The organism is Enterobacter wuhouensis (assembly GCF_004331265.1).
In the GTDB taxonomy this organism is placed as follows: domain Bacteria; phylum Pseudomonadota; class Gammaproteobacteria; order Enterobacterales; family Enterobacteriaceae; genus Enterobacter; species Enterobacter wuhouensis.
Genome location: NZ_SJOO01000002.1, coordinates 461,459 through 486,460, shown reverse-complemented (window position 1 = coordinate 486,460; position 25,002 = coordinate 461,459). Strand labels below are relative to the sequence as shown.

Genomic DNA, 25,002 nt, shown 5'->3' with positions numbered 1-25,002 from the left:
CTCTCCCTGAAAGGGAGAGGGAACAGACGGGTAGAACATGTAGGCCGGGTAAGGCGTAGCCGCCACCCGGCTTTTTTCAGCGATTAAGCCACTCGGCAATTTCTTCGAACGTCCCGCGATACACAATCTTCTCCGCTTTTTTCTCCAGCTGATAGCCGTACATCGGGTCGTAATAGTCCTTCAGCAGCGGCGCAAGCCAGCTGAAGTGTGCGTCGGTGCTGCCGGAGCGAAGCTGTTCCAGCAGCGCGGAGTCTAACAGCGCGGTGAATTCCGCAAAGCGCTGCAGCCCCAGACGGCGGCGGATGGCGAACAGGCCGTGATGCAGGTACTCGCTGTACTCTTTCCAGCCCGCGTCTTCACCGTAGGCGGCAGAAAAATCGGCCCACATATGGTCGAAATACTCTTCGCGCAGGCGCTCAAGACGGACGTCAAACGGATCGTCGACGACCACGATAGGGGCGTCAACCATGCGGTCGCGCAGGCACTCCGGCAGGTGATTAGAGCCAATCATCCGGCCCTCGTCTTCCAGCACCCAGCGCGCGGCGTCTTTTTTCAGCAGCTCGACGGCAAGATGATTTTCAAAGCTGGCCTGGGAAAGCTGCGGCGTCAGCGTGCGGCCAAATGATGAGCCGCGATGGTGCGCCAGCCCTTCCAGATCGATGCCCTGGGCGTGCTGCTTCACCAGCAGCGTTTTACCGTTTCCGGTGCAGCCGCCGATAAGCACCATCGGCTTTTGTGACTGCTCGACCGTCACCTGAATGGCCGTCTGACGCAGGGCCTTATAGCCGCCGCGGATCAGCGGGTACTCGACGCCCGCCTCTTTCAGCCACGCCTGTGAGATGTGCGAACGCTGGCCGCCGCGCGCGCAGCAGAGATAGCCCTCAGGATGAGCAAGGCTGGCTTCCCGCCAGGCGCTGATGCGCGCGCTGCGCGTGTCGCCGTTCACCAGGCTATGGCCGAGCGCCAGCGCGGCGTCCGGTCCCTGACGCTTATAGCAGGTGCCGACGGCGGCGCGTTCGTCGTCGTTCATTAAGGGCAGGTTGATAGCCGCAGGCATCGCGCCCTGGGCGAATTCGATCGGCGCGCGAACGTCGATCAAAGGGGTATCCGACGCGAGGATCGCGCGATAGTCCGTTCCATCGTTCATGGTTATTCCAGAAGAAAACTGAGCAGCAATGGGCGGGGATTTTACGCCGGGGAGGGGGAATATCAACTCCCCGGCGGAGGGAGAGCTATTTTAGCTTTGATTGTGCCCAGACGATGCCGCTCGCATACTCCGGCGGCAGCAGCGGGACGATCGCTTCCAGCGTGGCGCTCAGGCGGTCCGTATCGGCGTCGTTCAGGTTCAGGTGACCCACTTTACGCCCCGCGCGTACCTCTTTGTCATACCAGTGCAGATGCACCAGCGGCAGCTTCAGCCAGTCATAGTTCAGATCGGTGCCGATCAGGTTGATCATCACCGACGGGCTGTTGACGACCGGCTGCGGCAGAGGGAGATCGACGATCGCGCGCAGGTGCAGCTCAAACTGGCTGATGGACGCGCCGTTTTGCGTCCAGTGGCCGCTGTTGTGCACGCGCGGCGCCAGCTCGTTAATCAGCAGGCCGGACGGGGTGATGAAGCACTCCATCGCCATCACGCCGACATAGCCCAGCTCGTGCATGATGGCTGAGAGCATCTCTTCCGCCTGCGCCTGCTGGTCAGCATTTGCGTGGGGGAAGGCGACGCTGGTGCGCAGAATGCCGTCCTGATGCAGGTTGTGCGTCAGCGGATAAAACACGGTGTGGCCGTCGTGCCCGCGCGCGCCCACCAGCGATACTTCGCCGCTGAAGTTAATGCCCTGCTCAACGATGCACTCGCCGTAGCAGTCGTCCGGCAGCTCTGCAGTTTCATCGGCGCGCAGGCGCCACTGCCCGCGGCCGTCATAGCCGCCCACGCGACGCTTCACGATCGCCAGCTCGCCCAGCATCGCGAAGACGTCATTCCACTCGCTTTTGTCGGACAGGAGCTGCCACGGCGCGGTCGCCAGGCCGAGCTTGTCGAACAGCTGTTTCTGCGTCAGGCGGTCGGCGATGATTGGGAACACGTCGCGGTTCACGAAGGCGTTATGGCGCGCCAGCTCGCGGGTCAGCGCGGTTTCCGGCCAGCGTTCAATCTCGGCGGTGATTACGCTCTGGTGGAACGGCACGGCTTCCGGCTCGGCGTCCAGCCCGACGGGCCAGACGGCAATGCCCAGCGGCTCGCCGGCCTGACGCAGCATCCGGCCTAGCTGGCCGTTGCCGAGGACGCATACCTGCTTCATGCATCACCCCGCGGGTCAGGGTTATCCAGTACCTCGTCGGTCTGGGCTTTACGCCAGTCCGCCAGACGCTGATGCAACGCTTTATCGTGCGTCGCCAGAATTTGCGCCGCCAGCAGGGCGGCGTTTGCGGCACCCGCTTTGCCAATCGCCAGCGTGCCGACAGGAATGCCGCGCGGCATCTGGACGATAGAGTAGAGGCTATCCACGCCGCTTAGCGCGGCGCTTTGCACCGGGACGCCCAGAACCGGCACCAGGGTTTTAGCGGCAATCATGCCCGGCAGGTGTGCTGCGCCGCCCGCACCGGCAATAATCACCTCGTAACCGTTCTCTTCGGCGCGTTCGGCGAAGCTAAACAGTTTGTCGGGGGTACGGTGCGCGGAGACCACTTCGACGTGGTGCGGAACATTCAGGATTTCAAAGATTTCGGCGGTGAACTGCATGGTAGCCCAGTCGCTTTTGGACCCCATCACGATGGCGACACGCGCCGGATTATTGCGGGAAGACATGCGTCTTAAAACTCCTGTGGTGCGAAACACACTGCTTTCGAGGGCACAGAGAATAGCATGTAATACGGGCAAGGAAAACGGTTGCGCGGTTAAAAGGTGAGCCGTTGTGGGCGGGAATGCATAACAAAACAGACCGCATTTGGCGGTCTGTTTTAGGCGTTTACTGAAGATCCCCTGCGGTCAGGTTTTCTTTGTCGAACGCGTGGCTGACGTCAATATGATTCACCATGCCGGTGTCCATATTTGAGCCTGCTTCGGGCATGGAGAAGCGATTCTCCGCCGCCATTGCGCCAGTGGACACGAAAGCTGCTAACAGCAGGGCGCTCACGATGCTGATTTTTTTCATTCTCTGTTCCTTCCTCATCGTCTTGTCGCTGTCGCAAGTCTCAACTGGCGGCACGGCAATCTGTGTTCTTATTTAGTCAGTTCTGCAGTCATGTGTACGCGGTTGTTGAACTGTGCGCTGGTGATTTTGTAAGAGGCACCCTGTTCAGCGGCCTGGGCAGCAATTTTCGCTTCTGCACGGTCGAGAGTTGAACCGGTCGCGCTAATGCTCTGTGCGAAAGTACCGAAAGAAACCAGGGAGAGAGCCGCAACTGCAACGAAAGTTTTGATAGATTTCATGGTCGTATTCCTTAAGTGTTTTGTTTGGGATAGGGCGTGTTGCCCTGATGTGATAAATAATAGACCGACCACGGAGTGATTAAAATCGAAACAATTTGCCGATATCATTCAATAAAATTGAATGTTCTTGATCATTTAGTGCGGTGGGGTATTTAGAAAGGAAAGGCGATCAGCTCAACGCCCTGCGGCGTGACTTTGACCATTGACCCCTGAGTGTGCCACGCGCCCAGCACTACGCGGTGGGCGGGTTCGCCGTTGGCGATAAGGGAATGCACGTCAGGACGATGGGTATGCCCGTGGATAAGCCACTGGACGCGATGTTTTTCCATCACGTCGACAACCGCCTGCGGGTTCACGTCCATGATGGTCATGGATTTACTGCTGTTGGCGGCTTTGCTGCCCGCGCGCATTTTGGCGGCGATACGGCTGCGGATAAACAGCGGCAGTGCCAGGAACAGCCTCTGGATCCACGGTGTATGGACCTTGGCGCGAAACGCCAGGTAGCCGGTATCGTCGGTGCAGAGCGTATCGCCGTGCACGATCAGTATCTTACGGCCATAGAGGTCGAGCACCTGTTCCTCCGGCAGCAGCGTCATGCCGCTTTCGCGGGCGTAGCGCTGGCCTATCAGGAAATCACGGTTGCCGTGGATGAAGTAGCAGGGGACGCCGGAATCAACCAGCGCCTTAATGGCGGAGGCCATTTCACGGTGCAGCGGATTAGGATCGTCGTCGCCAATCCAGGCTTCAAACAGGTCGCCCAGAATGTACAGCGCATCGGCGCTTTTCGCTTCACCGCGTAAAAAACGCAGAAAACCGGCGGTAATCGCCGGTTCTTCCGTTTGCAGATGTAGATCCGCAATAAAGAGTGTCGCCACGAATTACTCGCTGACGGTCACGCTTGTAATCACAACGTCTTCTTTAGGAACGTCCTGGTGCATACCGCTGCGGCCAGTAGAGACGGCTTTGATCTTGTCAACCACGTCCATACCTTCAACTACTTCGGCGAATACGCAGTAGCCCCAACCCTGCAGGCTTTCGCCGGAGAAGTTCAGGAAGTCGTTGTCAGCCACGTTGATGAAGAACTGCGCGGTTGCGGAGTGAGGTGCCTGAGTACGGGCCATTGCCAGCGTACCGCGGGTGTTTTTCAGACCGTTATTCGCTTCGTTTTTGATCGCTTCTTTGGTCTCTTTCTGGTTCATGCCAGGTTCGAAACCGCCGCCCTGGATCATAAAGCCGTTGATCACGCGGTGGAAGATGGTGTTGTTGTAGAAACCTTCGCGGCAGTAGTCCAGGAAGTTTTTAACTGTTTCAGGCGCTTTGTCATCAAAGGTCTTGATTACGATATCGCCATGATTAGTGTGGAAAGTAACCATTTTTGCATCCTGTTCCGTTATTGTGGTACGTCGACCCGCGTTCGGGTCATCTATAGGGGCTTGTTATAGCATAACCACAGGATGCGATCACCTTGCATTGTGTGCTGCTTCGGGTTTGAATTACGGGTAGAATACCCGGTTTTCGTCCACACACGTGTTTACATGGAATCTTCGATGTTAAAAATCTTTAATACAATGACGCGCCAAAAAGAGGAATTTAAACCTATCCATGCCGGGGAAGTCGGCATGTACGTGTGTGGTATTACGGTTTACGATCTCTGTCATATCGGCCATGGCCGTACCTTTGTTGCCTTCGACGTGGTATCACGCTACCTGCGCTTCCTGGGGTATACGCTGAAGTACGTGCGCAACATCACCGATATCGACGATAAAATCATCAAGCGCGCTAATGAAAACGGCGAAAGCTTCGTTGCGCTGGTGGACCGTATGATCGTCGAAATGCACAAAGATTTTGACGCCCTGAATATCCTGCGCCCGGACAGCGAGCCGCGTGCGACCCACCATATTCATGAAATTATCGAGATCACCGAGAAGCTGATCGAACGCGGTCACGCCTACGTGGCGGATAACGGCGACGTGATGTTCTCGGTGCCGACGGACCCAACCTACGGCGCGCTTTCCCGTCAGGATCTGGACCAGCTCCAGGCCGGCGCGCGCGTAGACGTGGTTGACGTGAAGCGTAACCCGATGGACTTCGTGCTGTGGAAAATGTCCAAAGCGGGCGAACCAAGCTGGCCGTCCCCGTGGGGCGAAGGCCGTCCGGGCTGGCACATTGAGTGTTCGGCGATGAACTGCAAGCAGCTGGGCAAACATTTCGATATTCACGGCGGCGGTTCGGACCTGATGTTCCCGCACCACGAAAACGAAATCGCGCAGTCCACCTGCGCCCACGGCGGCGAGTACGTGAACTACTGGATGCACTCCGGGATGGTGATGGTTGACCGCGAGAAGATGTCCAAATCGCTGGGCAACTTCTTCACCGTGCGCGACGTGTTGAAGTACTACGACGCAGAAACCGTGCGTTACTTCCTGATGTCCGGCCACTATCGCAGCCAGCTGAACTACAGCGAAGAGAACCTGAAGCAGGCGCGTTCGGCGCTGGAGCGTCTGTACACCGCGCTGCGCGGGACCGACAGCTCTGTTCCTGCCGCGGGCGGCGAGGCGTTCGAAGCGCGCTTCATCGAGGTGATGAACGACGACTTCAACACCCCGGAAGCCTACTCCGTGCTGTTCGACATGGCGCGCGAAGTGAACCGCCTGAAGTCAGAAGATATGGCCGCGGCGAATGCGCTGGCGTCCCATCTTCGCAAGCTCTCTTCCGTGCTCGGCCTGCTGGAGCAGGAGCCGGACGCGTTCCTGCAGAGCGGCGCGCAGGCGGACGACGGCGAAGTGGCGGAGATTGAAGCGCTGATTAAGGCGCGTCTGGAAGCGCGTCAGGCGAAAGACTGGGCAGCGGCGGATGCGGCGCGTAACCGTCTGACCGAGATGGGCATCATTCTGGAAGACGGCCCGCAGGGGACCACCTGGCGCCGTAAGTAATTTCCACCCTCACCCTAACCCTCTCCCTAAGGGAGAGGGGATCGTTCGGTTGTCTCCCTCTCCCCGTGGGAGAGGGCCGGGGTGAGGGCATCAGCGCGCGCGTTTCCACCACAGCAACCCCATCACTACTACCCCCGGCAGCCACACCCACAGCAGTTCCGAGATAATGACCTGATGCCCGTACGGCGTAGCGTAGCGCGACAGCGCAAACGGCGCGACCTTGATCACCTGCCACGGCGCGAAGAACCGTTCATCCGACCACGGCCACAGCCAGCCGACGCCTTTTCCGCCGGTGGTAACGGAATCCAGCAGGCTGTGCGACAGCAGTGACACCGTTAAAAACAGCCAGCAGCGCGTGAGGTTGGCCCTGAACCATCGTCGGCCAATCAGCACGCAGAGTATCGGCACCACAAAGGCGAACAGCAGGGAGTGGGTAAAACCGCGATGGCCGAAAATATTTCCGTAGGCGACGCCAAATTTAAACGCCAGCACGTCGGCGTCCGGCAGCATCGCGAGCACGACGCCGGCAAACAGCAGGCGGGGAGGGATGACTTTAGTTCCCAGGCCTAAGCCCAGGCAAAGAGGTACAGCGGCGTGAGTGATGACGGTAGGCATTGCAATTATTCCTGGCAAATCATGGAAATTTAGCAGCGAATTCGCCCCAGCAAAGCTGCGCCAAATTCTGAATTTACGCCGACTCGCGCGCGATAAGCTGCCCGGAAAGGGTAATGCGCTGGGTTTGCAGATCCGGCTCTTTCAGCTTGCGGATAATCAGCCCCGCAGCCTGACGCCCGGTTTCGTCGCTGGCCGATGATACGTAGGTGAAGGATGGGGAGGTGAGGTTAACGTGGAGCATATCTTCAAAACCGACCAGCGCGACCTGCTGGGACAGGAACACGTCTTTTCCCACGGTGCGGCCCACCTGATGAATGCCGGAAATAGAGCCGATCATCGCATCCGGCGAATGGCAGAGCAGGGCGGTGATGGAGCTGTTCTTCTCCAGCAGCTGGCGCGTAGCCATCGCGGCGGCCTGCGTGTCGTCGCTGCAGGCGGGGGAGTATTCGTCGCGCAGGACCAGCCCGTTCTGCGTCATCGCGCTGCGAAAACCAAGCAGGCGCTGCTCGCGGATCAGACAGCCTTCGCGCCCGCCAATGTAGGCGATGTTGCGGTGCCCGCGCTCGATCAAATAGCGCGCGGCGAGGTTCGCCGCCTGGCGATTGTCGCGCATCACAAGGTTGCATTTTTCATCCAGCAGAGACTGAGACACCGCAACCAGCGGCAGCGGGCACTGGCGAATTTGCTGGGGCAACGCTGCGTTGCGGGTGTCAGACGCAAGATAGATGACGCCCGCGACGCCCTGCTGCTTGAACGACAGCAGGGTGCGTTCCAGATGTTCACGGTCGTTCAGCGGCTGGCCGAGAAAAACCATATAACCCTGCTTTTCCAGCTCCTGAACGATGCTCGCCATCACCTTGATGGAAAAGCTGTCGCTGAAGTCGCGCAGGATCAGGCCGATGAGGTTGGAGGTGTTGGCGCGGAGGTTGGCAGCGGCGACGTTATGAACATAGCCCAGCGTCGTGATGGCGGCATTGACCTTCCCGATCGTCGCCTCTGAGATTTTCCCTTTCTGGCGTAGCACCAGCGACACGGTCGAAACCGAGACGCCCGCGTGCTTTGCGACATCAATGATGCTGACTTTCTTCAAAACCGCTCCCTGAAATTTACCGATTATCAGCCAGATAAGACACGTCTCCCAGCGTACAGGAGACGTGTCGTTCAGGCATCTTATTATTTGCCGATCATGGTGGACATGGTCTGGGCGATAAACTGTGCTCTGGCACCGAAAATCACCTGAATACCGTTGTCGCCCACGAAGACCACGCCGCGTGCGCCGAGTCCGTTGAGGCCGTCTTTATTCACCACGTCGCTCTTCGCCACTTCCAGACGCAGGCGGGTGATGCAGGAACCCACGGAATCGATGTTCTGCGCGCCGCCCAGCAGGCCGATGATTTCGGTAGCAAGTTCGGAATCGGACTTATCGTTTGCATTGGCGGTCACTTCAGTGCGTCCCGGCGTTTTCACGTCGAAGCGACGGATCACGAAGCGGAAGGTGAAGTAGTAAATCAGCGCCATTGGAATACCGATGATAATGGCGCTCAGGAAGTTGGTCTGGTAGCCGTTAAACGACGGCAGGATCCCGAACGACAGGTAGTCGATAAAGCCCGCCGAGAACGACTTGGCGATATGCGCATGGAGCAGGTACATGGTCATGTACGCCAGACCCGCCATGATGGCGTTAAAGACGTAAAGGATCGGGGCCACGAAGATAAAGGTGAACTCTACCGGCTCTGTGATCCCCGTCAGGAAGCAGGTCAGCGCCGCAGAGAACAGAATACCGGCCGCGATTTTCTTATTCTTCGTGTGCGCTTCGTGATACATCGCCAGGCACGCCGCGGGCAGCGCGAACAGCATCAGCGGGAACTCGCCCTGCATGAACTTACCGGCGTTCTGGTAGGTGTCGCTGCTGAAGGATTTCACCCCTTCTTCCAGCATCTTGAACCAGATGGTCTGGTCGCCGTGGATCACCTGGCCGGCCTGGGTGGTGTAATCCCCGAACGAATACCAGAAGGACGGATACCAGATGTGGTGCAGGCCGAGCGGGATCAGCGCGCGTTCCACCAGACCGAAGATAAAGGTCGAGGCCGCCTGATTATCGCCATTCACCACCACGGAAAGGGCGTCGATACCGGACTGAATATGCTGCCAGACGTACGGCAGCAGCAGGCCGAGCAGGAACGAGAGAAACGCCGTCGCAATGGCTACAAAACGCTTGCCGGAGAAGAAGCCGAGGAATTCCGGCAGCTGCATGGTGTGGAAGCGGTTGTAGCACCAGGCTGCGAGAATACCGCAGATCAGGCCGCCAAAGACGCCCATCTGCAGCGTCGGGATACCGACCACCATGGCGTATTTCCCGCCCTGAGAGGCCATTTCCGGCGTGATGCTTAACACGGTGCTGATGGTGATGTTAGTGACAAACACCGAGACCGCCGCAGAAAGCGCCGCGATGCCGGATTCCGACGCCAGGCCGACGGCAGAGCCGATGGCGAACAGCATCGGCAGGTTATCAAAAATAACCCCGCCCGCGTTCATCATCAGCGGCAGGTGGAACTTATCGCCGAAGGCCAGCAGCAGGCCCGCGGCGGGAAGCAGTGAAATTGGCAGCATTAAGGCGCGACCAATCATCGATAACTTAGACAGCGATTTAACAAACCCTGATATCAGACTCATGCTGACTTCCCCCGAGAAGCGCTTTTATTAGCGCTGTTATTGTAAGTAGAACGTTTTAGTAGAACGTTCTACTTATCGTGATGAAAGCATGAATTTCGCGCAACTTAAATTTCACATTTCTTCAGATGAAAGCGTGATTGTTTGAAGTTGATCGATAATTAACCGTGATGGATGTGGGGGGATTTTTTATCCCCTCTCCCTGTGGGAGAGGGTTAGGGTGAGGGCAACTGACGGCTCACGCCGTAACGGTTACGCTCTGACCTTCAAAGCTCACGGTCTGGCCCGCGACAATCTTGCAGCGCTTGCGGGTTTCCACCGCACCGTCGACTTTTACCCGCCCGTCGGCGATAACGATTTTTGCCTGCGCGCCGCTCTCGCTCCAGCCTTCCAGCTTGAGCAGGTCGCACAGCTCTACGTGCGGGTGTTTACCTAAAGAAAAAGTGGCCATCTTACGCGTCCTCTACGTCGTGATACTCCTCGCACGCCTGCAAGGTATTCTGAATTAATGTTGCGACGGTCATCGGGCCTACGCCGCCCGGAACCGGAGTGATGTAAGACGCGCGCGCGGCGGCATCCTCGTACACTACGTCGCCGACCACTTTGCCGCTTTCCAGACGGTTAATCCCGACGTCCACGACAATCGCGCCTTCCTTGATCCACTCGCCCGGAATAAAGCCCGGCTTACCGACCGCAACGATCAGCAGGTCCGCATTCTCGACGTGGTGACGCAGGTTCTTGGTGAAGCGGTGGGTCACGGTGGTGGTGCAGCCCGCCAGCAGCAGCTCCATGCTCATCGGGCGGCCCACGATGTTGGAGGCGCCAATGACCACGGCGTTGAGGCCGTAGGTATCGATGTTATAGCGCTCCAGCAGCGTCACGATCCCGCGCGGGGTACACGGGCGCAGGCGCGGCGCGCGCTGGCACAGGCGGCCCACGTTGTACGGGTGGAAACCGTCGACGTCTTTGTCCGGCGCAATACGCTCCAGCACCTTCACGTTGTCGATGCCCGCAGGCAGCGGCAGCTGAACCAGAATACCGTCGATCTCTTTATCGGCATTCAGAGTGTCAATAAGTTCCAGCAGTTCTGCCTCGCTGGTGGTTTCCGGCAGGTCGTAAGACTGGGAGACGAAGCCCACCTCTTCACACGCTTTGCGCTTGCTGCCGACATAAATTTGCGATGCCGGGTTGCTACCAACCAGCACAACAGCTAACCCAGGGGCGCGTTTTCCGGCCGCTCTGCGGGCCTTCACTTTTTCCGCAACCTCAGAGCGCACCTGCTGCGCAATCGTTTTACCGTCAATAATCTTTGCTGCCATCAGAGAGAAGATTCCGTCTGTAACGTTCAAAAGGGGGGATTGCCTTTATTTTGTCAGAAGCGAGCGCCGCTGTCAGTCACCCTTTGCGAGATTTCGAAAACTGACCCTAAAGCCCCTGGTTTTGTGATGGTCAATTTCTTAGGCCTGATTAGGATGTGACCTGGCGAAATGACAGCGTTTTGACATATTTTAAAATACATTCATGGGCTACTTTATCTCCTCCGAAATAAGCCTTCAATTTATCAATTGAACATATTTCTTATTCCCGATAATTCACGGGAAGGGTTATTTACATCTTAAAGGAATAGACATGAAATTCAGCAATATTGCATCTACCGTAATTGCTTCTCTGGCCCTGGTCGCGGGTGCCGCTCACGCAGAAGATACCACCACGCCGGTTTCCGTAAATGGCGGTACCGTGCACTTCAAAGGTGAATTAGTGAATGCGGCATGCTCAGTAAATACTGATTCTTCTGAGCAGACCGTTAAGCTCGGCCAGTACCGTACCGCGAAATTTACCAAAGTGGGTGACACCACCTCTAATATTCCGTTCACCATCGAACTGAACGATTGCGATCCGCTGGTTGCGAAAACCGCTGCCGTTGCGTTTACCGGTCAAATTGATGCGACCGATAAAACCCTGCTGGCCGTTAGCTCCGGCAGCAACGACAACACCGCGAAAGGCGTGGGTATTGAGATCCTCGACAGCAAATCCAGCGTCCTGACGCCGGACGGTGCCACCTTCTCTGCTGCGCAGACGCTGATCGAAGGGACCAACACCCTGAACTTCACCGCGCGCTATAAAGCGACCGCGGCGACCACCACCCCAGGTCAGGCGAACGCAGACGCAACGTTCGTCATGAAATACGAATAAGACTTTCGCACAGGGATGTCGCTGGCCTCAGGGAGGAGGCCTTTTTATTGCTCACGCCGGGAACAAAGGATGACAAGGATTGGGATTGTACTGTTAACCCTTGCGATTGCCCCTGCCGCAAACGCACATACCGTGGTCATCGACGGCGGTAAGGTTCACCTCAGAGGCGAGCTGGTCAACGGTGGCTGCGCCGTGGCGCCTGACAGTCAAAGTATGCGCATCGATATGGGGCAGTATCGGACCAACGCGTTTTCCGGTGTCGGCAGTTTTTCCACGGTGAATGTGCCGTTTACCGTCCGGCTGTTGGACTGCAGCGTCGACGTCTCGCGCACCGTGGGTATTCAGTTTCAGGGGGTAACCCCCGCAGAAGATCCGCAGGTTTTCCTGGCGACATCGCGGCCAGGCGAAACGCCCGTCAGCAGCGGGGTGGGGCTGGCGCTTTTCGACGAACAGCAGCGTCAGATTATCCCAAACGCCACGGCGGTCAGCTGGTTACCGATTAACACCAGCGAGCTTGCGTTTCATTTCAGCGCCCGATACCGGGCAATTTCCGAACACCTCGTGCCAGGCGCTATTCAGTCGGACGTCTGGTTTACGTTGATTTATCCCTAACGCCTGCGAACACATTAATAAAGGTACGGTTGTGATGAACATCCTAATTAAACCAGGTCTGATTTTATCGCTTATTTTGATGATGATTTCCGCAAGCGCAAATGCCTCCGGCGGAATTGCGCTGGGCGCCACGCGCGTTATTTATCCGGCAGAGGCTAAACAGACATCGCTGGCGATCACCAACAGCAATAAAAAAGAGCGTTACTTAATTAACGCGTGGATTGAAAACGCCAGCGGGCAAAAAGAAAAAACGTTCGCGGTAACGCCGCCGCTGTTCGTCAGCGAGCCGGATAGCGAAAACACGCTGCGTATTATTTATGCGGGCCCGGCGCTGCCCGCCGATCGCGAATCGCTCTTCTACATGAACGTAAAGGCGATCCCGTCGGTAAGCAAATCGCAGCAGGAGGGAAACAACGTCCTGCAGCTCGCCATTTTGTCACGCATCAAGCTGTTTGTTCGCCCGGCTAACCTGGCGATGCCGCCGGAAGAGGCGCTCTCTCAGCTGCGTTTTGAACGCGTCGGGAACCATCTCAAGGTCAGCAACGCGTCGCCGTATTACATCACCCTGGTCAACCTGAAGCTGGGCGCTCAGGCGCTGGATAACCTGATGGTCGCACCGAAAAACTCGGCGCAGCAGGTGCTTCCGGCAGCCGCGGGCGGCACGCTCTCCTGGCAGAGCGTGAATGATTATGGTGCCATTACGCCGACGCGCAGCGTAAATCTGTGAGCAGAGTCAGGGCGATGAACACTCAATGGCGTTACTGCCCGGTTGCACTGGCTCTGATGACAACGCTCTGGCCGCACGCCGGCTGGGGTGAAAGCTACTTCAACCCGGCCTTTTTATCCGATGACACCGCTAACGTGGCGGATTTGTCGCGTTTTGAACAAGGGCACCAGCAGGCGCCGGGCATTTATCGCGTGGATATCTGGCGTAACGACGAATTTATCGGGACCCAGGACGTACGCTTTGAACAGGCTGAGGATACCCCGCAGGTGGCGGGCGGCCTGTCGCCGTGCATCACGCGGGCGATGCTTGATCGTTTTGGCGTCAACGTTGCGGCCTTCCCGGAGCTGGCGAACGTGCAGGGCGATACCTGTGTTCCGCTGACGACGGCCATCCCCGGCAGCGAAACGGCATTCAACTTTGCGTCGCAGCGTTTGAACGTCAGCCTGCCGCAGGTGGCGATGCAGAACAGCGCCCGGGGCTATATTCCTCCTGAACAGTGGGATGAGGGCATCCCGGCCGCGCTGGTGAACTACAGCTTCACCGGCAACCGGGGCAGCGACGACGACAGCTACTATCTGAACCTGCAGAGCGGGCTGAACTACGGTGCCTGGCGCCTGCGTAACAACGGCGCGTGGCGCTACACCGAAAGCAACGGCCAGCGCCACAGCCAATGGCAGAATATCGGCACCTGGGCCGAGCGCACCGTGATTCCGCTGAAAAGCGAGCTGGTATTGGGCGACAGCAATACCGGTAACGACGTGTTCGACAGCCTCGGCTTTCGCGGCGGGCGGCTTTATTCCTCCGACAGCATGTACCCGGACAGCCTGCAGGGCTACGCGCCAACCGTGCGCGGTATCGCCCGCACGCCAGCCAAAGTGGTCGTTCGCCAGAACGGCTACGTTATCTATCAAAGCTACGTCCAGCCGGGCGCATTTGCCATTACCGACCTGAACCCGACCTCCTCAAGCGGCGACCTGGACGTCACGGTTGAAGAGAAAGACGGTAGCCAGCAGCGCTATACCGTGCCGTACTCCACCGTGCCGCTGCTGCAGCGTGAAGGGCGCTGGAAGTATGACCTGGTGGCGGGGGATTACCGCAGCGGCAACAGCGAGCAGGATACGCCGTTCTTTACGCAGGGAACGCTGATTGCGGGCCTGCCCGACGGCTATACGCTCTACGGGGGAACGCAGCTCGCATCGCGCTATACCGCGCTGGCTATCGGTGCCGGTAAAAACCTGGGCGACTGGGGGGCGGTTTCGCTCGATCTCACGCACGCCCGCAGCCAGCTGGCGGACGACAGCCGTCATGAAGGACAGTCGCTCCGTTTTCTCTATGCAAAATCGCTCAACAGCTTCGGCACCAACTTTCAGCTGCTTGGCTACCGCTACTCCACGAAAGGCTTCTACACCCTGGACGACGTGGCCTGGCGCTCGATGGAAGGCTACCAGTACGGCGACAGCAAGGACGAGGACGGCGTACCGGACGTGCAGAGCTATCACAACCTGACGTGGAACAAAAAAGGGCGCTTCCAGCTCAATATCTCGCAGTCGCTGGGAGATTACGGCTCGGTGTATGTGTCGGGGAGCCAGCAAAGCTACTGGGGCACCAGCGAATCGAACGTCTGGTATCAGCTGGGCTATGCCGGCGGCGTGCAGGGGATCAACTACTCCGTATCCTGGTCGTGGAACAAGGCCGTGGGCATTGACGGCACGGACAGGATCGCGTCGTTTAACGTCTCCGTGCCGTTCAGCCTGTTTACCCGCAGCGGCTATCGTCGCGATAGCGCCCTCGACAGAGCTTACGCGACCGCATCCGCCAGCCGTAACAGCGAGGGCGATTCCAGCTGGCAAACCGGCGTCAGCGGGACGTTGCTTGAGGATCGTAACCTGAGCTACAGCGTTACCCAGGGGCATACCAGCAACAACGGCTCCAGCGGTAGCGCGAGCGCCAACTGGCAGGCCACCTACGGCACGCTGGGCGTAGGCTACAACTATGCCCGCGACCAGCACGATCTCAACTGGCAGCTTTCCGGCGGCGTGGTGGGACATTCAGACGGCGTGACGTTCAGCCAGCCGCTGGGTGACACCAACGTGCTGATCAAAGCGCCGGGGGCGACGGGCGTGAGCGTCGAAAACCAGACCGGGGTGAGAACCGACTGGCGGGGCTACGCGGTGATGCCGTACGCCACCGTCTACCGCTACAACCGCGTGGCGCTGGATACCAACTCCATGAGCAACAACACCGATATCGAAAACAACGTGAGCAGCGTGGTGCCCACCAAAGGGGCGCTGGTGCGTGCGAGCTTTGAAACCCGAATCGGCGTTCGCGCCCTGCTGACCGTCATGCGCGGTAACCAGCCCGTGCCGTTTGGCGCGGTGGTACGCGAAACGCAGAGCGGCGTCACCAGCATGGTAGGGGATGACGGGCAGGTCTACCTCAGCGGGCTTCCGCTGGACGGGGAGCTGCTTATCCAGTGGGGCGACGGCATGCAGTCCCAGTGTCGCGCGAAGTACCAACTCCCGCCTGAAAGCCAGAATCAGGCCATTACCCTCGCGGGGGCACGCTGTGATCGCTAACAGGAAACCAATAATGACTCTTTTTCGCAACGTATTAGGCGCGGCTTTGCTGTGCAGCGCGCTGCCGGCCTGGGCGACGGTCTGTCAGAATTCGACGGGTTCCGCGAAGGACATTTCCTACGATCTTTCGAACGTGTTCGACAGCTCGAACAACAAACCCGGGCAGATCGTCACCCTGGCGCAAAAATCCGGCCTGGTGGGGGTAAACGCCATTTGTCCGAAAGGAACGAGCGGCAAATCGACCATGCGCAGCTACGTGACCGATCTGCCCATTACCACGGTGATCGACAGCTATAAGTATGTGAAGCTCAATGATTATCTCGATGGAGCAATGCAAATCCACGATGATTTCGCGGGCACGTTTTATCCGCCCGCGGATTATATCCAGATGGGGCAGCACCCGAACGTGCCGAACAATAAGGCCTTCCCGGTCACGGATTCGAAGCTGGTATTTCGTCTGAGGGTCACGCGACGGTTTATCAACATGGTGGTTATCCCGCAGCAGACCATGTTCCGGGTGTATGTCACCACAACCCGATCCGATCCGCTGACGACGGCGGTTTATACCATCAGCTACAGCGGGACGATTCAGGTGCCGCAAAGCTGTGCGATTAACGCCGGCCAGATCGTGGAGTTTGATTTTGGGGACATTCGCGCGTCGTTGTTCAGCGATGCCGGGGCAGGAAACCGCCCGCAGAAAGTCTCGCCGCAAAGCAAAACCATCGCCATCAAATGCACCAACGTGGAGGCCAACGCTCTGCTGACGATGCGTATTGAAGCGGAAAAAGTGTCCGGCAATGCGCTGGTTTCTGATAACGCGGACCTGGGATTTGTGGTGGCTAACGAAAGCGGTGTCCCGCTGACGCCCAACAACCTGACCAGCAAAATCCCGTTCCGACTGGACGATAGCGCCCAGGCGCAGGTGGCGATTCGGGTCTGGCCGGTGAGCATTACGGGCAACAAGCCTGCCGAGGGGCGCTTTACGTCACGCGGCTATCTGCGTGTGGATTACGATTAAGGAGTGGGGATGCGTAACGGGTTCCGATTTTTTGCGGCGACGCTGTGGATGCTTCACGCCAGCGCGCAGGCGGTGACTGCGCTGGGCGAAATCAATATTGAGATGCACGGCAACATTGTGGATTTTACCTGCGTGGCGGAGGGCAGCGATAGCGACAAGGTTGTCAAACTGGGAACCTGGCCGACGAAGCAGCTCCGCACAGCGGGCAGCCGCACGCAGCCCATGCCCTTTACGCTGAAGCTTACCGGCTGCCCGCCGGGGTCGGCCTCCATAACGTTTTCGGGGAAGGTGAACGGAAGCGATAGCGGACTATTGGCCCTGAATGACGGCAGTACCGCTGATAACGTGGCCGTTGAGATCCTTGACGGCGATAAGACGCGTCTGGCTCTGCAGCAGGCCAGCCAGCCGGTAACGGTGGATGCGCAGGGGAACGCGGAACTGTCGTTTTATGCCAATTATATCGCGACGGCTGACAACCCTCAGCCCGGGCGGGCTGACGCGGATGCCACCTTTATGATTAATTATAACTAGCGCTGACCGCACTCCCTGCAACTCACATAAGTTGCGGGGAGTGAATTCAGGTTATAGCAGCTCGTGCGCTTTTGCGTAATCAATTAATTCGACAATGCTTTGCACGCCGAGCTTGGAATAAATATTGGACTTATGCGCACTAATGGTTTTGTTGCTTAATAGCAGCTGTTCTGCAATCTCCTTATTTGATAATCCATTTGCCAGATAACGCAATACCGTCACCTCGCGATTCGATAATGGCATATCCACCACATCGCCTTTCCCGGAACCCAGATGGTTAATAAAATTCAGGGTTTCTGAAGGGAAAAAAGAATAGCCCATCAGGATCATTTCTACCGCATTGTAGATTTCACCCAGATCTTTTCGCTTGCTGACAAAGCCATTTGCGCCTGCGCGAATCGCCCGGCCCGCGTAGAAGGACTCTGATTTAGAGGAGAGAAACAGAACCTTAATGTCTTTATTTAAGTTCCTGATTCTTTTGAGTAATGCCAGTCCATCGGTGCCCGTGAGTTCAATGTCAAGGATCACCAGGTCGATAGTATGATTACGGATACAGTCAAGCACCTCATGGCTGTCGCCAGACTTGAGTTTGACGATGATATTTTTATTTTTCTGTAGCAGGACTTCTATCGACATTCTGACAATAGGGTGTTCGTCCATAATGATAACGGATGCCGGTTTCATTTTTTATGCCTCAGATTGTTAAAAGCGTTATGCTGAGTTTTGTAAAACTCACGAAATGCCGGAAGGATAAATATGCAGATCCTTATACGGTGTATTTCCCTGGAAAGAGCGAAAGCATCCTTGTTTACGTAGTGAAAAATCAGTGCCTCAGCGCGTATAGCTCAATTGGCTGACGGTGGCAAAAAAGCGTTTTCTTATTCATATTTGAAACACGTCTTATTATACCGTGTAAGTTTTCTCCGAAAACCCTGTAAATTATTTTCTACTAATTGCTTTGTATTATCTTCTGGATCTGAATGACTATTATTTTAATTTTAGCGGAATTATCCTGCTATCCGATTTACAGCATTCTTTCGTCTTTATGTAATAACAAAAAATAACATATATTGCTTAATGTTAATTGGTTGTTAATAAATTTATGACATAGAGAGGGGGCCGGGCGGGCACGCCTTTGCCGGAAAAGTGCGGCGAACCTTCACGGGAAAGCGCTGGGATGCCCTTCGGGAAAAAACCAAATGAAGCAGCAGGATATGCTGTTTCCGTCACCTTATCGTCTTGACCAAAGCTGACAAGCTGCTTGTTTTTGCATCATTATCATCCTGTTAACGGAAGCGCTATTCCTCTAACACATGGAGGAAAGTGCTGGAATTTACCTGTTCTTAAACATTTCGCTTCGTTTAAGTTGATGAATTAGGAATAGTTTTAAAATTTAATGAATTGTTAATATTAAACATAAAAGCAACATTGCTGATAGGCAATTTCTTAAAGGTCTTTAGGAATTAAGAGGTTAGTGGGTAAGTTATCGTGCGCAGTCTGAGATATTGTTAAGAAGATGGAGCAGTTCCTGGCGATGACTCAAACCAAGCTTCGTCAGAATGCAGCCGAGACGATAAATAATGCGGCTGTAGGGCCGATTTTGCATAAGCGCTATCTGACGCAGAGACTTCCCGCGCGACATCTCCTGCAAAATGGGCCACTCGGCCCGAGAGAACCACTCTTTATGTACGCCTGGAGGCGGCCTGGTTTCCAGAAGCCGACGCTGAAGCGTTGCGGCCGTCAGCTGGCGCTCGAGAACATGAAAAGGACCGGCTGCTTTACAGAACAGGCGCGTATCATAATCATCCGCCCTGATTAACAGATGCGGCGTAAGAAAAGGCGGGTAGAGGCTGTGCCTTCTCAGCTGCTCCAGCCTGTCGATGAGCGTCGTTTTATGACTCTCTACATCCACCACCAGACGGGAAGATGGCCACTGGTTCAGGGCGCTAAGGGCAACGTCCAGCGCGGGATAATCGCAACAGCTGCTCAGAGGGAATTGCCCGTTCAAAAATCCCGCGCGCAGGAAGTGATCCTCCGTGACCAGGATGATATACGGCGCATCCGTTTTACGGGCCAGGTTTTTGGGCTGGCTTAAAAATTCAAGCCGGTCGAAAAAGGGGGGAGCAAACGGCGAGTGGGTGAATCCCAGAGCATCACTTCCTGTACGACGCCGCCGGTAACGGCGCACGGTCATTCGCATGGCTTCCCTCCTGGAGATGCTGTTTACTTCTCCGGCCATGTCCAGGATGGCCAGTAATATCCCTGGCCGAGTCCTGCGCCTGCCCGCTGCGCACAGGCAAGATCCCTTTCAGTTTCAATACCTTCGATAAGCACATTCCCGGCAAGTTGAGCGCAAAAAGAAACCAGCTGTCCAAGTTCGGGGGTGTTACGCAAGCGCCAGAATGCTTCTTTATCGATTTTGATGCCGTGTAAGGGCAATCGATAGCATAAAAAGCGCTGCGCTAACGTTTCATCAACGTCATCCAGCCAGATGCGGTGATCCTGTAGAGTGAGCCGCTTCAGCCGCTGGATGACCTCACGCTGCTGCGCACCGGTGAGCGTCAAAAATTGTGCAGGTTCGACAATCTCAATGTTGAGCGGTGCGCCATCCATCCGCAGCAATCGCTGAAAATTTTCCGGCACGGTCAGTACGGTTATCGGCAAATTGATGAAAAGGTTATTGCAGGCCGGGCTATTTTTTAGCGCCGCGCGCTGCGCCTCGAGTAGCGTAAACAACCGCCCGGCGGATTGCCTGCGAAAAAAGTCCTCGCTTTGCTGCGTCGGGGACATCACGCTGAGCACTTCCACGCCCACCCTGCGTAAGGTGGAGAGCGCCACGATAGGCTCCAGCTTTATGCCAACGATGTCCTGAGAAACATGTTTTAAGCGGGGGGGCGTATACGCCTGATTTTGCGCTGTCACGCCGGTATCCTGTTGTTTGCCATTGCACCAGTGTGACCGCGGGATGCAGGGGTTAACAGCAGGCGTTACTTAAATGAGGCCAGGCTTTTTCGCAACGGGGAAAGAGGTGAAGCACGCGCGCCGAATGTCGAAAAAATAGTCGTATTTACAATCGACTAGCCGTAATCAGCCCGGAAGAAGGAAAAGGCATTGACTCACCTGTCATTGACCGTATAATTCCAGGCGTTTCACCACCGCGAAGTTTTTACTTCTCCGTGCGCCCTTAGCTCAGTTGGATAGAGCAACGGCCTTCTAAGCCGTAGGTCGTAGGTTCGAATCCTACAGGGCGTACCATTCTACCCGCTCGCTTCCCTTCATATACCTGTCTCGGCCTGGTCACAACCACGCTTTTGTTGCACCTTTACGCAGCCCGTTAAATAATCGACTAATAAATAGAACGCTAATAAATTATTATTATTTTCATCTTAAGGTTTTCTTAATCTTTAATTTTTCACTTATTTTACTCTGGATTTTTATCACACCAAATTCATCTTCAGGGATATTTTACACTTTTACATCTAAACTGGATTGATAGTAATTATCATTAGCGTTTTTGTATGCTTTAATCCTTACCCGCTAAGCCATTCGTTATTATTTACATTGGTCTATTAAGGATATTTCTATGCATTCTCGCCTGCTGTCATGTTTCTCGCTTGCCTTGCTTTTATCGTCAATTTTCCTTTCAACACAAGCAGTTGCCGCCGATAACAACGAAGGCATTGTGGTGTATAACGCGCAGCATGAAAATCTGGTGAAGTCCTGGGTGGACGGTTTTACAAAAGAGACCGGTATTAAAGTGACTTTACGCAATGGCGACGACAGCGAGCTGGGTAATCAGCTGGTTCAGGAAGGTGATGCGTCTCCTGCGGATGTATTTTTGACGGAAAACTCCCCGTCGATGGTATTAGTTGATAATGCAAAACTGTTCGCAACGTTAGATGCGGATACCTTAAAGCAGGTCCCGCCGGGATATCGTCCGGCACACGGCCGCTGGATTGGCATTGCTGCCCGCAGCACGGTGTTTGTCTATAACCCGAAAAAACTGAACGAGCAGCAACTGCCAAAATCGCTGATGGATCTGGCCAGGCCTGAGTGGAAGGGCCGCTGGGCGGCTTCTCCGTCCGGTGCCGATTTCCAGGCAATCGTCAGCGCAATGCTGGCGCTGAAAGGCGAGCAGGCGACGCTGGACTGGCTCAAAGCGATGAAGGCTAACTTTGTTGCCTACAAAGGCAACAGCACCGTGATGAAAGCGGTGAATGCCGGACAAATTGATGGCGGGGTGATCTATCACTACTACCGTTTTGTCGATCAATCCAAAACGGGTGAAAACAGCAAAAATACCCAGCTCTATTACTTCAAAAATCAGGACCCGGGCGCGTTTGTCAGCCTCTCTGGCGGCGGCGTCATGGCATCCAGCAAACATAAAGAACAGGCTCAGGCCTTCGTTAAGTACATCACCGGTAAAGAAGGCCAGGAGCAGCTGCGCACCAACAACGCGTTTGAATATGCGGTGGGCGTGAACGCGGTCTCGAATCCGAAGCTGGTGCCTCTGAAGGATCTGGATGCGCCAAAAGTTGAACCTTCAACGCTCAACGGTAAAAAAGTTATCGAGCTGATGACGAAGGCCGGCCTGCTGTGATCCTGAGAGTAAAGTGAACGTCCTATGTCTGGTCTGAGTCTCGATATCGGCAAAAGCAGATTACGGAAGCCTGTTCGCAGGCGTCCTGCACTGCCGATGGTCATGTTAGCCGCGTTGTTTTCAGTACTGGCGCTTCTGCCTTTGGGTTTTATCGTAGCCATTGGCATTGAGACCGGCTGGGAGAACATTCAGGCGCTGGTGTTCCGCCCGCGTGTTGCCGAGCTGCTGAGCAACACGCTGTGGCTGACGGCGCTTGCGGTACCGCTGTGCATTGTCCTGGGCGTGGCGATTGCCTGGCTCACGGAGCGCACAACGCTTGCCGGGCGGGGGATGTGGTCTGCGCTGGCGGTAGCCCCGCTGGCGATCCCTGCGTTTGTACAAAGCTATGCCTGGGTGAGCGCAGTTCCCTCCCTGCACGGTCTTTCCGCGGGCGTGTTTCTCTCCGTGTTAGCCTACTATCCGTTTATTTACATGCCGGTGGCGGCGGTGCTACGCCGCCTCGATCCGACGCTTGAGGATGTGGCCGCCTCGCTGGGTACACCTCCCTGGCGGGTCTTTTTCCGCGTGGTCTTACCCCAGCTTAAGCTGGCGATCTGCGGCGGGGCGCTGCTGGTGGCGCTGCATCTGCTGGCAGAATATGGCCTGTACGTGATGATCCGTTTTGACACCTTCACCACGGCAATTTATGACCAGTTCCAGTCAACCTTCAGCGGCCCGGCGGCGAACATGCTCGCGGGCGTGCTGGCGTTGTGCTGCCTGGCCATCCTGGTGCTGGAAGGGGTGACGCGCGGCAAAGCGCGGTATGCGCGAATCGGTGCCGGAGCTGCCCGCGAGCAAAAGCGCTGGATGCTGAAGCCTGCTGTTGCTGCACTGAGCCAGGTGATGTTTCTGTCGCTGGTGATGCTGGCGCTGGGCGTTCCCCTGATTGTGCTGTGCCGCTGGATAGGGCTTGGCGGCGTGGAAATCTGGATGAGCGCCGATCTCTGGCACTCGCTGCGCCAGACGCTAATGCTGGGCGTGGGCGGGGCGCTGCTGACGACGGCCTGCGTGATCCCGATAGCCTGGCTCGGCGTTCGCTATCCGCACCGCCTCTTCCGCATGCTTGAAGGGTGCATCTATATCACCAGCTCTCTGCCGGGAATTGTGACCGCCCTCGCGCTGGTCACCGTCACGATCCATTACGCCCGTCCGATCTATCAGACGGAAATCACGCTGTTCCTCGCCTATGTGCTGATGTTTATGCCCAGGGCGCTGATTAACCTGCGGGCCGGGATCGCCCAGGCGCCTGTGGAGCTGGAAAACGTAGCCCGCAGCCTTGGCAGCACGCCGGGAAAAGCATTGTGGAGCGTTACCCTGCGGCTGGCCGCACCGGGTGCCGCTGCGGGCGCGGCGCTGGTATTCCTCGGCGTCAGCAATGAGTTGACCGCCACGCTTCTGCTCTCCCCGCTGGGCACGCGCACGCTCTCCACCGGCTTCTGGGCCCTGACCAGCGAGATCGACTACGTGGCCGCTGCGCCTTACGCAATGCTGATGATCCTCATCTCCTTACCGCTCACCGCCATTCTTTATGTGCAGTCTAAAAAAATTGCAGGGCTATGACATGCTTGAACTCACGTCCATTTCAAAATCGTTTTCCGATGCTCAGGTGCTGGAGAATGTAAACCTGAGCGTTGCACCGGGAAGCCGGACGGCGATTGTCGGGCCGTCCGGTTCGGGGAAAACGACGCTGCTGCGCATACTTGCCGGGTTTGAAACGCCGGACGCCGGGCGCATCGTGATGCAGGGGCGAACGTTGTTTGATGAAAACAGTTTTATCCCGGCTCACCAGCGCGGCATCGGCTTTGTTCCGCAGGAGGGAGCGCTGTTCCCGCACCTCAACGTGGCGGATAACATCGCCTGGGGATTAGAGGGCAGCCGCCACGAAAAGCGTAAGCACGTGGACGCGCTGATGGAGAGGGTGTCTCTGGACAGGCAGCTTGCCGCGCACTGGCCGCACGAGATTTCCGGCGGTCAGCAGCAGCGCGTGGCGCTTGCCCGCGCGCTGGCGCAGCGTCCCTCGCTGATGCTGCTCGACGAACCTTTTTCCGCCCTGGATACGGGGCTGCGCGCGATGACCCGCAAGGCCACCGCCGAACTGCTGGCGGAGGCGGGCGTTGCCTCTATTCTGGTTACCCACGATCAAAATGAGGCACTCTCCTTTGCGACGCAGGTGGCCGTGATGCGTTCCGGTCGATTTACCCAGGTAGGATCGCCCTTTGAGGTTTACACCCAGCCTGTGGATGAAGAGACGGCACTGTTTCTTGGCGATGCGGTCATCTTGCCCGCCCGGCTTTCTAACGGACGCGCGCTCTGTGCCCTGGGCGAAGTGCGGACGGACAACGCGCATGCGGCGGGTCAGGGCAGGATTATGATGCGTCCTGAACAACTTCGGGTGACGGCCTGTGCGCAGCAGGACAGCCCTGTATCCATTATTGATGTGGATTTTACCGGTCATCTCTCCACGCTCACGCTGGCCCTTGTCGGGCAGGAGGAACCCATCGCCCTGAAAACGGTTAGCCAGGCAGCCTGGCGTCCGGGCATGGCCGTGCGTATTGATGTTATCGGCAACGTTCGCGTTTTGAATATTCTTAACGCTCGTTAGTATTTTTATACAACGGATTGTTATAAAAGAATTTTCCTGAACGTATGGCATTTCCTGAGATCCTCTACCATGCTCATTAAACCTTACAGTGGGTCGTGAGGTTTTACGTAGTTGCTGATTAATCTCAAGGAAAAAAGGTTATGAAAAAGACGACTGCTATTTTGTTGGGAACGGTATTTCTGTTTACAACCAGCACCTTTGCGGCTGAGCTGCTGACCAAAAGTGAGTTCGAGAAGGTCGAATCTCAGTATACAAAAATCGGTACGGTGAACACCTCGGGTGAAGTATCGGTGGATGATGCCAAAAAAGAGCTGATTGAAAAAGCGGACAAGGAAGGCGCCGATGTGCTGGTCCTGACGTCAGGTAACACCAACAATAAAATTCACGGTACGGCCAATATTTACAAGAAAAAATAACCTCCTCACAACCACCCCGATTGCGGGGTGGTTATCCAGC

Annotated in this window: 26 protein-coding genes and 1 tRNA gene; 12 read left to right on the top strand and 15 right to left on the bottom strand. The window is 56.4% G+C overall.

Annotated elements, in window-relative coordinates:
• Positions 1-76: 76 nt before the first annotated feature.
• From mnmH to ppiB, 7 genes are all read right to left on the bottom strand, one after another.
• A complete protein-coding gene (gene mnmH / locus E0L20_RS06365; protein WP_131633211.1) occupies positions 77-1,147 on the bottom strand; it encodes a tRNA 2-selenouridine(34) synthase MnmH in 1,071 nt (356 codons plus the stop codon).
• Positions 1,148-1,232: 85 nt separating this feature from the next.
• Positions 1,233-2,300, bottom strand: a complete 1,068-nt coding sequence (gene purK, locus E0L20_RS06360; RefSeq protein WP_131633210.1) for a 5-(carboxyamino)imidazole ribonucleotide synthase — start codon at positions 2,298-2,300, stop codon at positions 1,233-1,235.
• Positions 2,297-2,806, bottom strand: coding sequence for a 5-(carboxyamino)imidazole ribonucleotide mutase (gene purE / locus E0L20_RS06355; RefSeq protein ID WP_131633209.1), 510 nt, complete (start codon positions 2,804-2,806; stop codon positions 2,297-2,299). The genes purK and purE overlap by 4 nt, the downstream gene beginning before the upstream one ends.
• Before the next feature lie 160 nt (positions 2,807-2,966).
• Positions 2,967-3,152, bottom strand: coding sequence for a hypothetical protein (locus E0L20_RS06350; protein WP_131633208.1), 186 nt, complete (start codon positions 3,150-3,152; stop codon positions 2,967-2,969).
• Between the two features lie 68 nt (positions 3,153-3,220).
• A complete protein-coding gene (locus E0L20_RS06345) occupies positions 3,221-3,430 on the bottom strand; it encodes a YdgH/BhsA/McbA-like domain containing protein (protein WP_131633207.1) in 210 nt (69 codons plus the stop codon).
• A 152-nt stretch (positions 3,431-3,582) separates the two neighbouring features.
• The gene (lpxH, locus tag E0L20_RS06340; RefSeq protein WP_131633206.1) at positions 3,583-4,305 is read right to left on the bottom strand and encodes a UDP-2,3-diacylglucosamine diphosphatase; all 723 of its coding nucleotides are present in this window, start codon (positions 4,303-4,305) and stop codon (positions 3,583-3,585) included.
• A gap of 3 nt (positions 4,306-4,308) precedes the next feature.
• Positions 4,309-4,803 (bottom strand): peptidylprolyl isomerase B, encoded by a 495-nt coding sequence (gene ppiB / locus E0L20_RS06335; protein ID WP_010428247.1) that lies wholly within the window; start codon positions 4,801-4,803, stop codon positions 4,309-4,311.
• Positions 4,804-4,977: 174 nt separating this feature from the next.
• Here ppiB and cysS point away from each other — a divergent pair, with 174 nt between their 5' ends.
• Complete coding sequence (gene cysS / locus E0L20_RS06330) at positions 4,978-6,363, top strand: cysteine--tRNA ligase (protein WP_131633205.1); 1,386 nt, start codon at positions 4,978-4,980, stop codon at positions 6,361-6,363.
• 90 nt (positions 6,364-6,453) lie between these two features.
• Here cysS and E0L20_RS06325 read toward each other — a convergent pair whose 3' ends face one another.
• From E0L20_RS06325 to folD, 5 genes are all read right to left on the bottom strand, one after another.
• Positions 6,454-6,978 carry a metal-dependent hydrolase gene (locus E0L20_RS06325; protein ID WP_131633204.1) on the bottom strand — a complete coding sequence of 175 codons (525 nt, stop codon included), beginning with the start codon at positions 6,976-6,978 and terminating at the stop codon, positions 6,454-6,456.
• Positions 6,979-7,051: 73 nt separating this feature from the next.
• Positions 7,052-8,068, bottom strand: a complete 1,017-nt coding sequence (gene malI / locus E0L20_RS06320; RefSeq protein WP_131633203.1) for a Mal regulon transcriptional regulator MalI — start codon at positions 8,066-8,068, stop codon at positions 7,052-7,054.
• 83 nt (positions 8,069-8,151) lie between these two features.
• Entirely contained in the window at positions 8,152-9,651 is a 1,500-nt protein-coding gene (locus tag E0L20_RS06315; protein ID WP_131633202.1) for a PTS transporter subunit EIIC, read from the bottom strand.
• A gap of 235 nt (positions 9,652-9,886) precedes the next feature.
• Positions 9,887-10,099: a ribosome-associated protein YbcJ gene (gene ybcJ, locus E0L20_RS06310; protein ID WP_010428256.1), complete on the bottom strand. Its 213-nt coding sequence runs from the start codon at positions 10,097-10,099 to the stop codon at positions 9,887-9,889.
• A gap of 1 nt (position 10,100) precedes the next feature.
• A complete protein-coding gene (gene folD / locus E0L20_RS06305; RefSeq protein WP_131633201.1) occupies positions 10,101-10,967 on the bottom strand; it encodes a bifunctional methylenetetrahydrofolate dehydrogenase/methenyltetrahydrofolate cyclohydrolase FolD in 867 nt (288 codons plus the stop codon).
• Between the two features lie 310 nt (positions 10,968-11,277).
• On the opposite strand from folD, the gene fimA reads away from it, so the two are divergent.
• The 6 genes from fimA (at position 11,278) to sfmF (ending at position 17,305) form a co-directional block, all read left to right on the top strand.
• A complete protein-coding gene (gene fimA / locus E0L20_RS06300) occupies positions 11,278-11,841 on the top strand; it encodes a type 1 fimbrial major subunit FimA (protein WP_131633200.1) in 564 nt (187 codons plus the stop codon).
• Positions 11,842-11,910: 69 nt separating this feature from the next.
• Positions 11,911-12,453, top strand: a complete 543-nt coding sequence (gene fimI / locus E0L20_RS06295) for a type 1 fimbrial protein subunit FimI (RefSeq protein WP_131633199.1) — start codon at positions 11,911-11,913, stop codon at positions 12,451-12,453.
• Positions 12,454-12,487: 34 nt separating this feature from the next.
• Complete coding sequence (gene fimC, locus E0L20_RS06290; RefSeq protein WP_131633198.1) at positions 12,488-13,180, top strand: type 1 fimbria chaperone FimC; 693 nt, start codon at positions 12,488-12,490, stop codon at positions 13,178-13,180.
• Between the two features lie 14 nt (positions 13,181-13,194).
• Positions 13,195-15,756: a fimbrial biogenesis usher protein gene (locus E0L20_RS06285; RefSeq protein ID WP_131633197.1), complete on the top strand. Its 2,562-nt coding sequence runs from the start codon at positions 13,195-13,197 to the stop codon at positions 15,754-15,756.
• Positions 15,757-15,769: 13 nt separating this feature from the next.
• Positions 15,770-16,774 (top strand): type 1 fimbria D-mannose specific adhesin FimH, encoded by a 1,005-nt coding sequence (fimH, locus tag E0L20_RS06280; protein ID WP_131633196.1) that lies wholly within the window; start codon positions 15,770-15,772, stop codon positions 16,772-16,774.
• A gap of 9 nt (positions 16,775-16,783) precedes the next feature.
• Positions 16,784-17,305: a fimbria assembly protein gene (sfmF, locus tag E0L20_RS06275; RefSeq protein WP_131633195.1), complete on the top strand. Its 522-nt coding sequence runs from the start codon at positions 16,784-16,786 to the stop codon at positions 17,303-17,305.
• A gap of 51 nt (positions 17,306-17,356) precedes the next feature.
• On the opposite strand, the gene fimZ is transcribed toward sfmF, so the two are convergent.
• The 3 genes from fimZ to E0L20_RS06260 form a co-directional block, all read right to left on the bottom strand.
• Positions 17,357-17,989, bottom strand: a complete 633-nt coding sequence (gene fimZ / locus E0L20_RS06270; RefSeq protein WP_131633194.1) for a fimbria biosynthesis transcriptional regulator FimZ — start codon at positions 17,987-17,989, stop codon at positions 17,357-17,359.
• A gap of 799 nt (positions 17,990-18,788) precedes the next feature.
• Positions 18,789-19,505, bottom strand: a complete 717-nt coding sequence (locus tag E0L20_RS06265; protein WP_131633193.1) for a helix-turn-helix transcriptional regulator — start codon at positions 19,503-19,505, stop codon at positions 18,789-18,791.
• A gap of 23 nt (positions 19,506-19,528) precedes the next feature.
• The gene (locus tag E0L20_RS06260) at positions 19,529-20,227 is read right to left on the bottom strand and encodes an EAL domain-containing protein (RefSeq protein WP_131633192.1); all 699 of its coding nucleotides are present in this window, start codon (positions 20,225-20,227) and stop codon (positions 19,529-19,531) included.
• Between the two features lie 256 nt (positions 20,228-20,483).
• Here E0L20_RS06260 and E0L20_RS06255 point away from each other — a divergent pair.
• The 5 genes from E0L20_RS06255 to yahO all read left to right on the top strand — a co-directional run bounded on the left by E0L20_RS06255 (position 20,484) and on the right by yahO (position 24,962).
• Positions 20,484-20,560, top strand: a tRNA-Arg gene (locus E0L20_RS06255).
• 328 nt (positions 20,561-20,888) lie between these two features.
• Positions 20,889-21,905, top strand: coding sequence for an iron ABC transporter substrate-binding protein (locus E0L20_RS06250; RefSeq protein ID WP_131633191.1), 1,017 nt, complete (start codon positions 20,889-20,891; stop codon positions 21,903-21,905).
• 24 nt (positions 21,906-21,929) lie between these two features.
• On the top strand, positions 21,930-23,504 hold the full coding sequence (locus tag E0L20_RS06245; RefSeq protein WP_165500687.1) for an ABC transporter permease: 1,575 nt from the start codon (positions 21,930-21,932) through the stop codon (positions 23,502-23,504).
• Between the two features lies 1 nt (position 23,505).
• Positions 23,506-24,546: an ABC transporter ATP-binding protein gene (locus E0L20_RS06240; protein WP_131633189.1), complete on the top strand. Its 1,041-nt coding sequence runs from the start codon at positions 23,506-23,508 to the stop codon at positions 24,544-24,546.
• A 140-nt stretch (positions 24,547-24,686) separates the two neighbouring features.
• Positions 24,687-24,962, top strand: coding sequence for a DUF1471 family periplasmic protein YahO (gene yahO / locus E0L20_RS06235; RefSeq protein WP_131633188.1), 276 nt, complete (start codon positions 24,687-24,689; stop codon positions 24,960-24,962).
• Positions 24,963-25,002 lie beyond the last annotated feature (40 nt).

Coding starts and splice junctions, on each gene's coding strand:
- mnmH (WP_131633211.1), bottom strand. CDS start 1,147: ATGAACGATGGAACGGACTATCGCGCGATCCTCGCGTCGGATACCCCT.
- purK (WP_131633210.1), bottom strand. CDS start 2,300: ATGAAGCAGGTATGCGTCCTCGGCAACGGCCAGCTAGGCCGGATGCTG.
- purE (WP_131633209.1), bottom strand. CDS start 2,806: ATGTCTTCCCGCAATAATCCGGCGCGTGTCGCCATCGTGATGGGGTCC.
- E0L20_RS06350 (WP_131633208.1), bottom strand. CDS start 3,152: ATGAAAAAAATCAGCATCGTGAGCGCCCTGCTGTTAGCAGCTTTCGTG.
- E0L20_RS06345 (WP_131633207.1), bottom strand. CDS start 3,430: ATGAAATCTATCAAAACTTTCGTTGCAGTTGCGGCTCTCTCCCTGGTT.
- ppiB (WP_010428247.1), bottom strand. CDS start 4,803: ATGGTTACTTTCCACACTAATCATGGCGATATCGTAATCAAGACCTTT.
- cysS (WP_131633205.1), top strand. CDS start 4,978: ATGTTAAAAATCTTTAATACAATGACGCGCCAAAAAGAGGAATTTAAA.
- E0L20_RS06325 (WP_131633204.1), bottom strand. CDS start 6,978: ATGCCTACCGTCATCACTCACGCCGCTGTACCTCTTTGCCTGGGCTTA.
- E0L20_RS06315 (WP_131633202.1), bottom strand. CDS start 9,651: ATGAGTCTGATATCAGGGTTTGTTAAATCGCTGTCTAAGTTATCGATG.
- ybcJ (WP_010428256.1), bottom strand. CDS start 10,099: ATGGCCACTTTTTCTTTAGGTAAACACCCGCACGTAGAGCTGTGCGAC.
- folD (WP_131633201.1), bottom strand. CDS start 10,967: ATGGCAGCAAAGATTATTGACGGTAAAACGATTGCGCAGCAGGTGCGC.
- fimA (WP_131633200.1), top strand. CDS start 11,278: ATGAAATTCAGCAATATTGCATCTACCGTAATTGCTTCTCTGGCCCTG.
- fimI (WP_131633199.1), top strand. CDS start 11,911: ATGACAAGGATTGGGATTGTACTGTTAACCCTTGCGATTGCCCCTGCC.
- fimC (WP_131633198.1), top strand. CDS start 12,488: ATGAACATCCTAATTAAACCAGGTCTGATTTTATCGCTTATTTTGATG.
- E0L20_RS06285 (WP_131633197.1), top strand. CDS start 13,195: ATGAACACTCAATGGCGTTACTGCCCGGTTGCACTGGCTCTGATGACA.
- fimH (WP_131633196.1), top strand. CDS start 15,770: ATGACTCTTTTTCGCAACGTATTAGGCGCGGCTTTGCTGTGCAGCGCG.
- sfmF (WP_131633195.1), top strand. CDS start 16,784: ATGCGTAACGGGTTCCGATTTTTTGCGGCGACGCTGTGGATGCTTCAC.
- fimZ (WP_131633194.1), bottom strand. CDS start 17,989: ATGAAACCGGCATCCGTTATCATTATGGACGAACACCCTATTGTCAGA.
- E0L20_RS06265 (WP_131633193.1), bottom strand. CDS start 19,505: ATGCGAATGACCGTGCGCCGTTACCGGCGGCGTCGTACAGGAAGTGAT.
- E0L20_RS06250 (WP_131633191.1), top strand. CDS start 20,889: ATGCATTCTCGCCTGCTGTCATGTTTCTCGCTTGCCTTGCTTTTATCG.
- E0L20_RS06245 (WP_165500687.1), top strand. CDS start 21,930: ATGTCTGGTCTGAGTCTCGATATCGGCAAAAGCAGATTACGGAAGCCT.
- E0L20_RS06240 (WP_131633189.1), top strand. CDS start 23,506: ATGCTTGAACTCACGTCCATTTCAAAATCGTTTTCCGATGCTCAGGTG.
- yahO (WP_131633188.1), top strand. CDS start 24,687: ATGAAAAAGACGACTGCTATTTTGTTGGGAACGGTATTTCTGTTTACA.